This window comes from Niveibacterium terrae (genome assembly GCF_048213115.1).
Taxonomy (GTDB): domain Bacteria; phylum Pseudomonadota; class Gammaproteobacteria; order Burkholderiales; family Rhodocyclaceae; genus Niveibacterium; species Niveibacterium terrae.
The window spans coordinates 2,924,403-2,939,190 of record NZ_CP172404.1; the positions used below are offsets into that span (position 1 = coordinate 2,924,403).

Below are 14,788 nucleotides of genomic sequence, written 5' to 3' on the forward strand. Positions count from 1 at the left end.
AAGACTCCGAGAAAAATGAAACCAAGAAGAGATACGGCAGGAGCAACAAGCAAGCGAACCCTCAACGAGCCCCTTCCGAACAGAGCGCCAACGATCATCGCCTTCTCCCTGCATGGTTTCAGGAACCGCAGACAACAAAGCCACCGAAAGGGCTCTGGAGTCCCACCGCATCACTGTGTATAGCCTGCCACGACTGCATTCACCATCCGGGGAAGACCCACTCATGGCCGAGATCAAAACCTTGCTCCATCGCAGCTCTCTTTGCCTCGTCCCATTCCCGCCCTAGCTGCCGACCAGACATCGCAACAGGCTGGTAGTTCAAGTCAGGAGCGACGATAAGACACAGCCAGAATTCATCCGGCGACGGCCGAAGGCACGGCAGGCCTCATCATCTCGACGAAACAACGCAGCCGGGCCGGATAAAAACGCGCATACGGATAGACCAGGCTCACCGGCAGAGGCTTGGCCTGCCACTGCGGGGCGAGCTGGACCAGGCGCCCGGCAGCCAGGTCGTCGGCCAGAACCCAGGCCGAACCGATGCCGACTCCCAGCCCCAACAGGACCGCGCTTCTCAATGCGTAGAGGCTGTCGGTACTCATCCGCGGCGAGATCGCAAAGCGCTTGAGCTCGCCAGTCTGCGCATGGCGAAGACTCACCTCATTGCGGTAGTAGGTGCGCAGCGCCAGCCAAGGCAGAGTGGCCAGATCGGCCGCGTGCTCGGGGGGCGGCGCTCCGTTCAACAGGGAAGGCGCCGCGACGACGATGCGCGGCACCTCGGTCAGCTTGATCGCCACCAGGCCCGGATCGCTCACCTCTCCGACCTGGATCGCACAGTCAATGCCGGCCGCGATGAAATCCTGGATCGCGCGGTCGTCGTGGAGCGTCCACTCGACGCTCATCCGCGGATAGCGTTTCAGATATTCGGCCAGCGGCGTGACCAGCCGCTCCTGGCCGAAGGCGTGCGGCGCCAACACCCTCAGCACGCCCTCGGGCTCTTCGCCCGCGCCGCGCAGATCGGATTCAAAAGCGGCCCAGCTTGCCAGCAGCTCCTTGGCCCGCTCGTAGCAGCGCTCCCCGTCCACGGTCAGCCTCATCGTGTGGGTCGTCCGCTGCAACAGGCGCAGACCCAGCGACCGCTCCAGCGTCTGCAGGCGCCGGCTGACCGTCGGCTGGGAGCTCCCCAGCTGAGCCGCGGCCGCCGAGAGGCTGCCCGCCTCGACGATGCGGACAAAAGTCTGCATCAAATCAATCCTGTCGCCAGAGCTGGAAGCGGCGGGACGGGGCTGATCAGAAGAAGCGTTCATAGGCCTTGTCATACGGAAAATGTATAACAAATCTTCCGGATGCGGCACTACCGATTGCAAGACTTAAGCACCAAACTCCGCCCCATCGAAGAGCAACCGGAGTTAGCGATGTCTTTCATCCAATATTCGCATGACGGCCAGGCCGCCCTGAGCCCAAACCGGCTCGAAACCCTCAGCGCCCTGCCGACCACCGCTGAGCCCTCATCGCGCCAGGTCTTTCTTTTGGCCTCGGGAGCCGGACTGGCCGTCGCCTCCCTGTACTACAGCCAGCCCATGCTCGGCATCCTCGCGAGCGCGATCGGCGCCAGCAGCGGCGCGATCGGCTGGGTTCCCACGCTGACCCAGCTGGGCTATGCGCTGGGTATCCTGCTCCTCGTCCCGCTCGGCGACCGGCACGATAGACGCAGCATCATCCTGGTCAAATCCGCACTGCTGGTCGCGGCGTTGCTGGCCTGCGCGCTCTCCCCCTCGCTGCCGATGTTGCTGCTTGCCAGCCTGGCCGTGGGACTGACCGCCACCCTCGCCCAGGACATCGTGCCTGCCGCGGCCACCCTTGCCCCCGCGGAGCAGAGAGGAAAGATCGTCGGCACCGTGATGACCGGTCTGCTGCTGGGAATCCTGCTCTCGCGAGTGATCAGCGGCTTCGTCGCCGAGCACTTCGGCTGGCCAGCGATATTCCTGCTCGCTGCCGCCGCGGTCGCGCTGATCGGCATCGCGGCCTGGCGCGCCCTGCCCCGATTTTCACCGACCACCCAATTGCCCTATCGGGCCCTGCTGGCCTCGCTGCTCGATCTGCTGCGCCGGCACAAGGCCCTGCGCCAGGCAGCGCTTGCCCAAGGCCTGCTCTCGATGGGTTTCAGCGCCTTCTGGTCCTGTCTGGCCGTCATGCTGCACGCCGAGCCCTTCCACTTGGGTAGCGCGGTCGCAGGATCCTTCGGCCTGGCCGGCGCCGCGGGCGCTCTGGTCGCTCCGCTGGCAGGCCAGCTGACCGACCGCAAGGGGCCGGACTTGGTGACCCGCCTCGGCACCGCGCTGAGCGCTCTGTCCTTCGCGGCCCTGTGTCTGAGCCCTCTGCTGTCGCCAAACGGGCAGCTGTGGCTGCTCGGCTGCGGCGCCATCGCCTTCGATCTGGGCGTGCAGGCTTCGCTAATCGCGCACCAAAGCATCGTCTACAGCATCGAGCCGGGCGCGCGCAGCCGTCTGAATGCGGTGCTCTTCGTCGGCATGTTCATCGGCATGGCCGCGGGCTCCGCTCTGGGCTGCGCTCTGCTCGCGCACTTCGGCTGGATCGCCGTGACCGGTCTGGCCACGGTTGCCTCGCTGGCGGCATTCGCGGTCCGGCTCGGCTCCCCCACACAAGCCTGAGAACGGCTAAGCGCCAAACAGCAAGGGCCGATCCCCCGCGGGACCGGCCCTTGTTCATCACACCCAAAACGCTTTTGCTGTCGCAGGCGATCAGTGCGAGTCGAGCCGAAAACCGATCTTGACCGTGACCTGGAAGTGGGCAACCTTGCCATCGACGACATGGCCACGGGTTTCGACCACTTCGAACCACTCGATGTGCTTGATCGACTTGGCGGCGGTCTCGATCGCATTGCGGATGGCTTCATCAGAACTCTGCGCCGAAGAACCGACAACATCGATGAGCTTATAGACGTGATCCGACATGGCTTTGCCCTCTCATTCCGGACGAGCAAGGGCTCGCCCGCATCCGCTGATGTATAGATCCGGAGCGGACCGAAGGCCAGACCTGATCGACGGCCACAGTGACAAGCCCCACCGACGGAAAGGATTCGTAAAGCGCGCTCGGAGCTTACGGTCTTAATCTGGCAAGGGTCTTGCGGCAGCACAGGCCAGTTCCTCTGCGCTCAAAAAGAAGTCTTTGTTATCGGTGAGCCGGTCAAGCGCCAGTTCGATAAAGCGTCGCACCCGTTCCGGGACGGCAGCTCGGCTACCGTAGTAGGCGTACAGACTGTAGTTGTCCGCCACATGATCGACCAGCAAGGGTACAAGTCTTCCTGCCCGGATCAGAGCAGCCGCGCTTGGCGCGGCAAGCTGGCCGATCACCTCGCCGGCCAGTATCGTCCGCAGCTCGAAGGCCTCGTCGTTGGTGCAAAACGCTGGTTTGACAGGCTGGTCCTGAATGCTGTCTCCAACTTTCACGCTCCAGGGCACGACGCGGCCATCCGAGGCCCGGCGAAAGGCACTGCAGCGATGGCTGGCGAGATCGAAAAGCGTCTGCGGCGCGCCGTATTTCTTCAGATAAGAGGGGGCTGCGCAGATGATCAGCTGCAAGGGGAGCAAGCGACGGGCTATCAGCCCCTCCTGCGGCGCATGCCCCAAACGAAAACCGACATCGACGCGCTCTTCCACCCAGTTGGATATGCGGTCATCGAACTGCAGGTCAGGCTGAACTTCCGGATAGAGTCGGATGTACTCATCCAGAACCGGACCGATGATCGATTGAAATACGGTGCGAGGCCCCGTGATGCGCAGCGGACCGGCAATGTCTATTTGGGTCTGTCGCACCGTCAGCAAGGCTTGCTGCAAACCGATCAATGCCGGCTGAGCCGCTTCCAGGAAGCGTTGCCCTTCTTCCGTGAGCGACATGCTCCGCGTCGTGCGATGAAACAGACGGACGCCGAGGTAGGCCTCCAGTTGCCTCAAGGCCTTGCTTGCAGCCTGCGGCGAGATTTCCTGGGCTTCGGCCGCTTTGCTCAAGCTGCCCAGCTCAACAGCCCTCACGAAAGTGGTGATTGAGCGCACTTCATTGATCGACACAACTCCTCCGTCGCTTTATTTGTACTTTTTGGTTGTAAATCATTCAAAGCCTATCCGTCTAGTTCGATGTTTATCTGAAACCTAAAGTGCAGTCCTTCAAGTCTTTCCTCTCAAGCATCAGGAGACACAGATGGACAACTTCACTTTTTTCAATCCGACCAAGATCGACTTCGGCATCGACAAGGAACAGCAGATCGGCCGCCACCTCGCCGAGCACGGCATCAAGAAGGTGCTGCTGACCTACGGCAGCGACCGCATCAAGCGTGACGGCCTGTTCGCCACCGTGACCCATAGCCTCGCCGCGCAAGGCATCGCCTTCGTCGAATGCGGCGGCATCGTCAGCAACCCTGTGATTTCAAAGGTGCGCGAAGGGATCGCACTGGCGCGAACGCATCAGGTCGAGGCCATTCTGGCCGTTGGCGGCGGCTCCGTGCTGGACAGCTCCAAAGCGATTGCCGCCGGCGTGATGCATGACGGAGACGTTTGGGATCTCTTCATCGGCAAAGCCACCATCCAGGCCGCGCTGCCGATCTTCGACGTGCTGACGCTTGCCGCCACCGGCAGCGAGATGAACAACGGCGCCGTGGTTACCAACGAAGAGACGAAGGAGAAGTTCGCGATCGGCTCCGTGCATACCTTCCCCAAGGTCTCGATCGTCAATCCCGCGCTGATGCAGACCGTCTCGCGCGACTACCTTGTGTACTCGGCTGCGGACATCATCGCCCACGCCATCGAAGGCTATTTCACCGCCACCGTGCAGCCGCGTTTTCACTCGCGCATGGTCGAAGCGATCATCAACACGGTGATCGAGACCACCGGAATCCTGCTGGTGGATCCCGCGAACTATCCGGCACGCGCCGAGTTTGCGTGGGCTTCGACCCAGGCGCTAAACGGTCTGATCTATTCGGGGACCGCGGGCTTCGGCTACCCGAACCATATGATCGAACACTCGCTCTCGGCGCTCTTCAGCGTGCCGCACGGAGCTGGCCTGTCGGTCGTGATGCCGGCCTGGATGAAGTGGTACCACGGCCGCAATCCCGAACAGTTCAAGCGCTTCGCGAAGCAGGTCTTCGGCCTGCCGACGGCGGAAGAAGGTATAGCCGCGCTGGAAAAGTGGTTCGACTCGATCGGCACGCCGACCCGCCTGTCGCAACTGGGCATCACCGAAGCCGAGCTGCCGGCCATTCTCGAAAACCTGAAGGGCAATGCAGCCTGGTTTGGCTTGGCCGAAACCTACACGCAAAGCGTGTTGGCCGAGATTCTGAAGCGCGCGCTCTAAGTCGAACACGAACCGAAACCATCAAACCAGGAGAATTGCCATGAACAAGGAAGTCATCGTCATCATTGGCGCCGGCGGTATCGGTGTCGCGATCGCGCGTCGGCAGGGCTTCGGCCGCACCGTGCTACTGGCGGATTTCAACGAGACCACGCTGGCCAGCGCCGCGCAATCGATGCGAGACGCCGGCTATGCGGTCGAGACACAGCCGGTCGACGTGAGCTCGCGAGAGTCGGTCAAGGCGCTGGCGGCAAAGGCTGCGGCGCTCGGCAGCGTGATGCAGGTGATCAACACCGCCGGTCTGTCCCCCAATATGGCGCCGATCGAAGACGTGCTGAAAGTTGACCTCTACGGCACGGCGGTGGTGTTCGACGAGTTCGGCCAGGTCATCGCCCCGGGAGGCTCTGGACTGATCATCTCCAGCATGGCCGGGCACATGATGCCGGCCCTTCCGCCCGAGCAGGATCAGGCGCTGCTTCACACCCCCACCGAGGAACTGCTGGCCCTGCCCTTCCTGCAGGCAGACGTGATCCCGAACACCGTGGTCGCCTACATGATCGCCAAGCGTGCCAACCACCTGCGCGTTCAGGCTTCCGCGATCAGTTGGGGCGAGCGCGGTGCGCGCGTCAACTCGATCAGCCCGGGCATCGTCGTCACCCCGCTGGCGCTGCACGAACTCAACTCCGAGATTGGCGGCATGTACCGCGCCATGATTGACGCTTCGCCCGCCAAGCGCATGGCGCCCCCCGATGAGATCGCCATTGCCGCGTCCTTCCTGCTCGGTCCGGATGCCGCGTTCATCACCGGCAGCGATCTGCTGATCGACGGTGGCGTCATCGCTTCGATGAAGACCGGAGCGCTTGCGACCCCGGCTTGACCCAATCCATCGCGGCGGCTCGCGGTCGCCGCGATGAATTTAAAAAATAAAGAATGAAAAACTTGCATCGAACATTTTCACCCTGCGCACCGGGCGGCGGCTTCGCCGCACGCATCCTGGGCCAGACGCTGCTTGCGCTGGCCTTCACCAGCACTGTCGCAACGGCCAATGCCGCGACGAGCATGAAGCTTGCGCTCCCGACGGCTAGGCTGGCCCCCGCAACCGGCACAGCCATGAGTGCAACGCCGATCTCCCTGCAAGCCAGTGGCTATGTCGAGGAGGAATACTTCGTCCACGGCAAGGCCAAGCGCTATCGCATCGCCGACACCCTGCGCGATGCGCAGTTAATCGACTCCGGACATCCTTACCTCACCCGTGTGCTGGTCCGCCGGCCGATCGATCCGGCCCGTTTCAACGGCACCGTCGTGGTCGAGTGGCTCAATGTTTCGCTGAACCAGGATATCGACTTCGTGTTCGGCGCTACGCGGGAGCTGCTGCTGCGCGAAGGTTATGCCTGGATTGGCGTAAGCACCCAGCGAAATGGTGTCGAGGCGATGAAAAAATGGAATCCGGCGCGCTATCGCACCCTCAGCGTAGCTGCGTCCAATATCGACCCGACCAATGGCAAGGAGATCGACCCAGCCGATCCCAAGATCATGGCCGTAGGCGGAGATGTGCTGGCCTGGGACATCTTCTCGCAAGTCGGCAAGCAGGCGAAGCGCAAATCGTCCGGACTGCTGGGCGGCCTGCACGCCAAACGACTGATTGCGGCCGCCGAGTCGCAATCGACACTGAAGGTCTCCACCTACTACAACAGCATCCAGCCTCTGCATCAGGTGTACGACGGCTTCCTGTTCTATGACCGTAGCGGCAGCTTGCGCACGGACGTCAAGGCAAAAACGATCGCGATCGGCACCGAGATTTTCACGGCTTTGATGGGCTATGCACCTCAGGTGGATACGGATCATCAACGCTGGTGGGAGATCAACGGCGCGTCGCACTTCTCGCTCGACGAAATCGAGCATTACGTCGATCCCTTCATCAAGCGCGATGCGGCATTTCGGGATGCGAACGGCCGGGCTCTCAGCCTTTCTGAGATCACTCGCAGCAAGGGCCCGTGCTCGCCGGACAGCATTTACAGCCGCGTACCGAATGGCGATGTCATGAAGGCGGCCTTGCACGCCCTGAACGGCTGGATTGCCGACGGGCCTGCGCCTGCCAGCGCCCCCCGATTCGTGGTCGATGAGCAAAACAAGTATGTACGCGACGCCAACGGCCAGATCCTCGGCGGTATTCGTACCGCCGCGCAGGATGCGCCGATGGCAAGCAACGCGGGTATCGGCAGCGGTCCGTGGTTCTGCGGCCCGTCCGGCAACCACGTCGACTTCACGCCGGCGCAACTGTGCGAACGATACGGCAGCCATGCCGCCTACCTATCACGGGTGAAGGCCATCGTCAGCACCAACGTGAGAGACGGCGTGCTCTTGCCCGAAGAAGCGAAACAGACGGTCGACGCAGCACAGGCGCTGGATTTCTCGTGCACGAACTGACGACCCCGAACCATTGAAAGGACGGTCATGACCCGCATTCTGATTCTCGGCGCAAACGGGCAACTCGCGCGCAATACCATCCCCTTCCTGCTCGAACGTGAAGACGTTGCGCTCACGCTCTACTTGCGTCGCGCCAAGCGCCTCACCAACCCCGACCCGGCACGCGTTTCCATCATCGAAGGCGACGTCCTGGATCGAGCCGCGCTGCAAGCTGCGCTGCAGGGGCAGGACGTTGTTTATGCCAATCTTGCCGGAGACATGGCGGCGCAGGCGCGCAGCATCATCGCGGCCATGAAATCCGTTGGCGTCCGTCGCCTGATCTTCATCAGTTCAATGGGCATTTACGGTGAAGTGCCTGGAGAGCGATACCAGAGCGTGCTCGATCCTTACCGGGATTCCGCTGCGCTGATCGAAGCATCCGACCTGGACTACACGATCCTGCGGCCGGGCTGGTTCACCCGCGACAAGGCGGTCAATTACCAGCTCTCGCACCGGGACGAGGCTTTCCGCGGGCACGATGTATCGCTCAACAGCCTGTCGGACCTGATCGTAAAGCTCGCACTAATCCCGAACATGGAGATTCGCCAGAGCCTCGGCGTCAGCAAAGCCAGATAGAAGCAATCTTTCAGTGCCAGCTCGCTATTCGTTACGGTCTATTAGGCAATGAAAAGAAGCCGCCCAGCGTAAAGCTTACTGGCGCGGCGCGGTTCTATCGTGCTGCTCCCTGCGACCGAAGGGAGCAGCACCGAACACCATGCTAGAAGTGGCGCCCTTTACGCCAGGCAAGCAATCTTCCGCATATAGCCCCAGCCACGACACATGACAAATAGACCAGTCGCTCATTAATAAAGAGGCTTTCCAAAACCGTATTGTTGCGCATCATTCTGGCTGAATGCTGTTGTACACCTTGCAGAGGAAAACTGTTGGAAGCAGGCCGTCAATCAAGGCTGCGTGCACATCCCGTTCCCTTTGCACGGCACCAATAATCCATAAAACAAGCCGCCCCCTTGCCTCCACTGATCGCAACGAAAGAGCCCGATCAACTACGCGAGCGCATCCACTAGCTGCATTACAGCTTACGGGCCGAGAAGGCTTGTGTCTATTAGTGAGCCTCACACCTTGACCGCCCACAAAAAAGCCCACGGCATGCGTGGGCTCTTGGTGGGTTCCGTCCGCACGCGCCGCTTGCTCCGGCGCGTGCGCTGCGCTCAACCGCTCACCACGGCGATTCGCGCTCCGGGGTCGCCGAGATGTTGTGGATGGTGATGTCGGCGCCGGCGTATTCCTCTTCAGCGTCGAGGCGGATGCCGACCGTCGCGCGCAGCAGGCCATAGACCACACTGCCGCCGATCAGCGCGACCACGATCGCCGCTGCGGTACCGATCAGCTGGGCGCCCAGGCTTACTCCGCCCAGGCCGCCCATCGCGCGGGAGCCGAAGATGCCGCAAGCGATGCCGCCCCAGGCGCCGCACAGGCCGTGCAGGGGCCAGACGCCGAGCACGTCGTCGATCTTCCAGCGGTTCTGGGTCAGCGTGAACATCGAGACGAAGAGCGCGCCCGCGACGAGGCCGACGACCAAGGCACCGAGCGGGTGCATCACGTCGGAGCCGGCGCAGACCGCGACGAGGCCGGCGAGCGGACCGTTGTGGACGAAGCCAGGGTCATTGCGTCCCAAGGCCAGCGCCGCGAGCGTGCCACCGACCAGAGCCATCAGCGAATTGACCGCGACGAGGCCGGAGATCTTGTCCAGCGACTGCGCGCTCATCACGTTGAAGCCGAACCAGCCGACCGTCAATATCCAGGCCCCCAGGGCGAGGAAGGGGATGCTCGAAGGCGGGTGGGCCGAAATCGCGCCGTTCTTCTGGTAGCGGCCGCGACGGGCACCGAGCAGCAGCACCGCGGCGAGCGCGATCCAGCCGCCCATCGCATGGACGACGACGCTGCCGGCGAAATCGTGGAACTCGACCGAGAACACGCCCTTCAGCCAGGCCTGCAAGCCAAAGTTGCCATGCCAGGCGATGCCTTCAAAGAACGGATAGATGAGGCCGACGATCGCGAAGGTCGCGGCAAGCTGGGGCGAGAAGCGCGCCCGTTCGGCGATGCCGCCCGAGATGATCGCCGGAATCGCGGCCGCGAAGGTCAAGAGGAAGAAGAACTTGACCAGCGCGAGGCCGTTCTGCTGGACGAAGGTGTCGGCGCCGGTGAAGAAATGCACGCCGTAGGCGACGCCGTAGCCGATGAAGAAATAGGCGATCGTCGAGACCGCGAAGTCGGCCAGGATCTTGACCAGCGCATTGACCTGGTTCTTCTTGCGGACGGTGCCGAGTTCGAGAAACGCGAATCCGGCGTGCATCGCAAGCACCATGATCGCGCCGAGCAGCACGAACAGCACATCGCCGGAGGACTTGATTGACTGCATCTGGGGCTCCTAAGCAGGGAAGCGCACCAATAAGCAACAAGCGCACCAGCTCAGTGCCCCATTGAAAATCAAGGACTTGAGAAAATCGACGCCCCAAAAATCACAGAAACCGCCCCGCTTCGGTGCGCACTTCGATGCAGCGCACCAAATTCATGCTCAGCTTCCGCTCAGCCCGCAGAGGCAGCCGTCGGCGGGCGGTGATCGCGCGGCCAAAGCACCCACAATGCACCTTTCTGGCGCATGTTCCCGGCCTTCGCACCCGGCTCGGCTCCGAAGCCCCAGAAGAAGTCCGCCCTGACCCGCCCCTTGATCGCGCCTCCGGTGTCCTGAGCCAGGACGAGACGGCGCAGCGGCGTCTCCGAGCGCGGGTAAGTCGTCGCCAGGAAGACCGGAGCGCCGAGCGGCACCGTGCGCACATCGACCGCGATCGAGCGCTGCGCGGTCAGCGGGACGCCCAGCGCGCCGTGCGGGCCTTCGCCGTTGTTCGGCGCCTCCTTGAAGAACACATAGCTCGGATTGGCATCGAGCATCTCCGAGAGGCGCTGCGGGTTCGCGCGCGCCCAGGCGCGGATGCCATCCATGCCGGCCTGCTCGGCTTTGAGTTCCCCCTTCGCGACCAGCCAGCGGCCGATCGACAGATAGGGGTGGCCGTTCTGGTCCGCATAGGCGATCCGGATCCGTCCGCCATCGGCGAGCTGCACCTGCCCCGAACCCTGAACCTGCAGGAAGAAGAAGTCGATCGGATCCTCGGCCCACAGCAGAACCTTGGCCGGAAGAGTGCCAGCCGCCCCCTTCTCGTCGATGCTCGCGCGCGAATCGTAGGGGACGACCCGGTTCCCGACCAGCCGGCCGCGCAGCCTCATGTGCTTGAGCTCCGGATAGAGGCTGCCCAGATCTATCGTCAGGAGATCGTCGGGGACGCCCAGGACCGGCGTCGCATAGCGGCCCGTGCGCGTGCGGCTGCCGCGGATCAGCGGCTCGTAATAGCCGGTGATCAAGCCCTCCTTCGTGCCGTCGGCATTCTGGATCCGCCACGGCTGCAGCCGCTCTTCGAGCAGGGCACGCGCGGCGCTGGCCGAGGGGCGCTGGCCCAGAGCCTGGATCGCATCGCAGACCGGCCGCCACTCGGGCTGCTTCAGCCGGGAGCACGAAGCGATCAGCGCGCCCCAGGCCTGGCCGGCGTCATCGTCGCTCCAGCCCGGGAGCTCGGCCCAGTTCGCGAGCACCATAGGCTCGGCGGGGGGCGCGGAAGGCGTCTCCGGCTTGACTGCCGGGCACACGGGGCAGGCGGCGCACTCGGGCGCCTTTTCCGGGACCAGCGTTGCACAGCCGGCCAGAGAGCCGAGAGCAGCGAGGATCAGGGCGAGCGATCTGGGGTTCCAAGTCATGCGGGGCTACACTCACTGGTTTCGTTTACCCCCCGAGTATACCGGTCTCCGAACATGAACCCCGCCACGCTGGAAAGTCTGCTCGCACGCGCCGAAGCCGTGCTCGCGCGCCTCGAAGCCGCCCTCCCCCCACCGCTGCCCGAACCGGACTGGAGCGCGATCGCCCACCGCTGGCGCACCCGCCAGGGCCGCGGCTGGCTGGAACCCGTCCATACGCCGCACCGCATCCACGTCGAAGACCTGCAGGACATCGAAGGCCAGAAGGCCCGGATCGATGCGAACACCCGCCAGTTCGTCCACGGCGCGCGCGCCAACAACGTGCTGCTCTCGGGCGCCCGCGGCACCGGCAAGAGCTCGCTGGTCAAGGCGATGCTCGACCGCTACGCGGATCAGGGCCTGCGCATCATCGAAGTCGACAAGGCCGACCTGCTCCACCTCCCCGAGATCGTCGATGCGGTCTCGGGGAGACCCGAGCGCTTCATCGTGTTCTGCGACGACCTCTCCTTCGAGGACAGCGAGTCGGGCTACAAGGCGCTCAAAAGCGTGCTCGACGGCAGCCTCGCCAACGCACCGGACAACCTGCTCGTCTACGCGACCAGCAACCGCCGCCACCTGATGCCCGAGTATCACGCCGAGAACCTGCAGGCCTCGCGCGTCGGCGATGAAATCCACCCCGGCGAAGCGGTCGAAGAGAAGGTGTCGTTGTCCGAGCGCTTCGGGCTGTGGATCTCGTTCTACCCCTTCAGTCAGGACGAATACCTCGCGATCGTCCGGCACTGGCTGACGAGCTTCGGCGTCCCGCCCGAGCGCGTCGAAGAGGAGCAGACCCGCACCGATGCGCTGCAGTGGGCCTTGCTGCGCGGTTCGCGCAGCGGCCGCGTCGCGTGGCAGTTCGCGCGCGACTTCGCCGGTCGCGCCGTCGACTGAGCGCCCCGAGAGAAAGGCGGCTCGCCAAGCGATGCCGTCCGTGAAGTCCGTGGCGAATATTTCCCTGCCTCTCCCTCATACTGCCTGAAACGCGTTGTCAAGAGACGGATCCGGCCCCGCGTGCCATTTTGTCCCGGGGCATGGAGTCCTGCCGCGGAAGAGGGCACAATCCCGCCCTCGCTCACGAGGCAAGATCGAAACATGAAAAAGCAGGTCAATGTCGCAGCCGCAGTCATCACCCGCCCCGACGGCAGCTTTCTGCTCGGGCAGCGCGCGCCCGACACCTTCTATCCCGGTTACTGGGAGTTCCCGGGAGGAAAGGTCGAGAAGGACGAGACGGTACGCGAGGCGCTGATCCGCGAGCTGCACGAAGAGCTGGGCATCACGGTGCGCAGCGCCTGGCCCTGGATCACCCGCGACCACGTCTATGAGCACGCGAACGTGCGCCTGCACTTCTTTTTCGTCACCGATTGGGAAGGCGAGATCGAGGCGAAGGTACACACTTCCCTCGTCTGGCAGAAGGTCGATTCGACTTCGGTCGGGCCCATGCTTCCGGCCAACGCCCCGGTGCTCAAGGCACTGCGCCTGCCCCATGTGATGGGCGTCAGCAATGCGACCGAACTGGGCGTCGACGCCCAGCTCGCCGCACTCGACAAGGCGCTCGCGAAAGGTCTGCGCCTCGTGCAGATCCGCGAAGGCTGGCTGGAGCCCGAGATCCGCCTCGAGTTCGCCCGCCAGGTCGTCACCCGCTGCCGCGCCGTCGGCGCTCTTGCCCTGGTCAATGGCGAAGCCTCGTTCGCGAAGCAGATCGATGCGGACGGGCTGCATCTGGCGTCGGTCAGGCTTGCGATCATCGACGAGCGGCCCAACTTCGCCTGGGTCGGAGCATCCTGCCACAGCCGCACCGAACTCGAACGGGCCGCAGCCCTGGGTCTCGATTACGCGCTGCTCGGCCCGGTCTGCGAGACCGCCAGCCACCCCGGCGCCCCGGCGCTGGGCTGGAAGCGTTTCTCGGAGTGGATTGCGGATCTGCCGATGCCGGTTCTGGCGATCGGCGGAGTCAGTCCCGACGCGCTCACGACCGCGCGCGAAGCCGGCGCGCACGGCATCGCCGCGATCCGCAGCCTGTGGATCTAGCTGTAGAGGTTCAATAGCTTGTTTCGGGTGCTCACCCGGAGAAGTTCTGAGAGGCAGGAAATCCCCCCAGTCAGCTGATATTGCGGGTCGAAGCGCTCGCCCTCGTGCGCGACGATCGCGCCTTCACCCCGGGCCAGATAGACCTGGGTCGCCCCGGTCTCATCGCGCAGACGCCCGACAAAGCGGAACGGGAAGCTCGGCTCCTCGGGCGCCTGGACGACCGGCACCGGCTTCGGAGGGGGCGGAGGAGGAGGCGGAAGACGCTTCGGGGGAGGTGCCCAGCTCGTGGCGAGGAAGGGATCGCTCTTGCTCGCAGGCCAGAGACGCAGGTGCGCGGAGCCGGCAGGCTCCGACGAAGCGGTCTTGGGCAAAACCCGGGTGCGCGAGTGAGCCGAACGAAGCGCGGGCGTGACCAGCTCATCGTCGGGCTTTGCGCCCTCGACCGGTAGCCAGATCGCGAACACGGTCGCCGCCAGCAGGCTCAGCAGGATCGCCCAACGCCTAGTCATGGGCCCCCGACGTGGCCCTACGCCAGCTCGATATCTTCAAGGTGCACAGCAACTCGCGGCTGGAGAGATCATCCCGGGAACAATCGACGCTCTCGATCGCCGCATCCGGGCGTTCGCGGGACAAAGTTTCGACGAAGCGGCGCAGCACCGGATAACTCGCGCCGATATCGAAGCTCGCATGCTCCTGGCGCAGGGCGAGACCGGGTTCGTCCTGGCTGTCATAGGTGATCTCGTCGATCGGCAGATGCATCCGTGCCGCCTGGATATTGAGCCAGACGGCCAAGCTCGGTCCGGACGCGATGCGCGGCCGAGGACGATCCTCGTTCGAGACTTTGACGTTCAAACGAGGCGGCGCAGCGGACGGAAGCACCGGAGCCGGCGAAGACGCGCTCAGGACAAAACCGGCGAGCAGAACCGACGCCGCGAGGAGCAGGGGCAAGCCCAAGCCACAGCGACTGCGGAACCACCCGATCAAACATCGACTATCCATACCAAGCACTCAGAAGCAACTTCATCTCTCTATTCGTAAAAAATCAAAGCTCGCTTAGCAACTCCGAGAACGAATCAGGCAGATTCAACTAAATATGATCGAACGCAAGACCTCGGATTTCCACGGAGGG

Annotated in this window: 14 protein-coding genes; 7 read left to right on the forward strand and 7 right to left on the reverse strand. The window is 63.6% G+C overall.

Going from position 1 to position 14,788, the window contains the following annotated elements; all coding sequences use genetic code 11:
• Positions 1-353: 353 nt before the first annotated feature.
• Complete coding sequence (locus ACHFB9_RS13555) at positions 354-1,241, reverse strand: LysR family transcriptional regulator (RefSeq protein ID WP_417067817.1); 888 nt, start codon at positions 1,239-1,241, stop codon at positions 354-356.
• Between the two features lie 171 nt (positions 1,242-1,412).
• On the opposite strand from ACHFB9_RS13555, the gene ACHFB9_RS13560 reads away from it, so the two are divergent.
• The gene (locus ACHFB9_RS13560; RefSeq protein ID WP_417067819.1) at positions 1,413-2,669 is read left to right on the forward strand and encodes an MFS transporter; all 1,257 of its coding nucleotides are present in this window, start codon (positions 1,413-1,415) and stop codon (positions 2,667-2,669) included.
• A gap of 90 nt (positions 2,670-2,759) precedes the next feature.
• Here the strand turns inward: ACHFB9_RS13560 and ACHFB9_RS13565 are convergent, their stop codons facing one another.
• On the reverse strand, positions 2,760-2,972 hold the full coding sequence (locus ACHFB9_RS13565; RefSeq protein WP_417067821.1) for a dodecin: 213 nt from the start codon (positions 2,970-2,972) through the stop codon (positions 2,760-2,762).
• Between the two features lie 153 nt (positions 2,973-3,125).
• Positions 3,126-4,085, reverse strand: coding sequence for a LysR family transcriptional regulator (locus ACHFB9_RS13570; RefSeq protein WP_417067822.1), 960 nt, complete (start codon positions 4,083-4,085; stop codon positions 3,126-3,128).
• Positions 4,086-4,215: 130 nt separating this feature from the next.
• Here ACHFB9_RS13570 and ACHFB9_RS13575 point away from each other — a divergent pair, with 130 nt between their 5' ends.
• From ACHFB9_RS13575 to ACHFB9_RS13590, 4 genes are read left to right on the forward strand one after another with little or no spacing between them, the layout of a single operon-like run.
• Positions 4,216-5,364 (forward strand): iron-containing alcohol dehydrogenase, encoded by a 1,149-nt coding sequence (locus tag ACHFB9_RS13575; RefSeq protein WP_417067824.1) that lies wholly within the window; start codon positions 4,216-4,218, stop codon positions 5,362-5,364.
• A 40-nt stretch (positions 5,365-5,404) separates the two neighbouring features.
• On the forward strand, positions 5,405-6,238 hold the full coding sequence (locus ACHFB9_RS13580) for an SDR family oxidoreductase (protein WP_417067826.1): 834 nt from the start codon (positions 5,405-5,407) through the stop codon (positions 6,236-6,238).
• 53 nt (positions 6,239-6,291) lie between these two features.
• Complete coding sequence (locus tag ACHFB9_RS13585) at positions 6,292-7,788, forward strand: alpha/beta hydrolase domain-containing protein (protein ID WP_417067828.1); 1,497 nt, start codon at positions 6,292-6,294, stop codon at positions 7,786-7,788.
• Between the two features lie 27 nt (positions 7,789-7,815).
• Complete coding sequence (locus ACHFB9_RS13590) at positions 7,816-8,403, forward strand: NAD(P)H-binding protein (protein ID WP_417067829.1); 588 nt, start codon at positions 7,816-7,818, stop codon at positions 8,401-8,403.
• Positions 8,404-9,004: 601 nt separating this feature from the next.
• Here ACHFB9_RS13590 and ACHFB9_RS13595 read toward each other — a convergent pair.
• The gene (locus tag ACHFB9_RS13595) at positions 9,005-10,207 is read right to left on the reverse strand and encodes an ammonium transporter (protein ID WP_417067831.1); all 1,203 of its coding nucleotides are present in this window, start codon (positions 10,205-10,207) and stop codon (positions 9,005-9,007) included.
• Between the two features lie 167 nt (positions 10,208-10,374).
• A complete protein-coding gene (locus ACHFB9_RS13600) occupies positions 10,375-11,595 on the reverse strand; it encodes a murein transglycosylase A (RefSeq protein WP_417067832.1) in 1,221 nt (406 codons plus the stop codon).
• A 54-nt stretch (positions 11,596-11,649) separates the two neighbouring features.
• Between ACHFB9_RS13600 and ACHFB9_RS13605 the strand changes: the two genes are divergently transcribed.
• Positions 11,650-12,522: an ATP-binding protein gene (locus ACHFB9_RS13605; RefSeq protein WP_417067834.1), complete on the forward strand. Its 873-nt coding sequence runs from the start codon at positions 11,650-11,652 to the stop codon at positions 12,520-12,522.
• A gap of 201 nt (positions 12,523-12,723) precedes the next feature.
• Positions 12,724-13,659, forward strand: coding sequence for a Nudix family hydrolase (locus ACHFB9_RS13610; RefSeq protein WP_417067836.1), 936 nt, complete (start codon positions 12,724-12,726; stop codon positions 13,657-13,659).
• On the opposite strand, the gene ACHFB9_RS13615 is transcribed toward ACHFB9_RS13610, so the two are convergent.
• The gene (locus ACHFB9_RS13615; protein ID WP_417067837.1) at positions 13,656-14,168 is read right to left on the reverse strand and encodes a hypothetical protein; all 513 of its coding nucleotides are present in this window, start codon (positions 14,166-14,168) and stop codon (positions 13,656-13,658) included. The genes ACHFB9_RS13610 and ACHFB9_RS13615 overlap by 4 nt on opposite strands.
• Entirely contained in the window at positions 14,161-14,607 is a 447-nt protein-coding gene (locus ACHFB9_RS13620; protein WP_417067838.1) for a hypothetical protein, read from the reverse strand. The genes ACHFB9_RS13615 and ACHFB9_RS13620 overlap by 8 nt, the downstream gene beginning before the upstream one ends.
• Positions 14,608-14,788 lie beyond the last annotated feature (181 nt).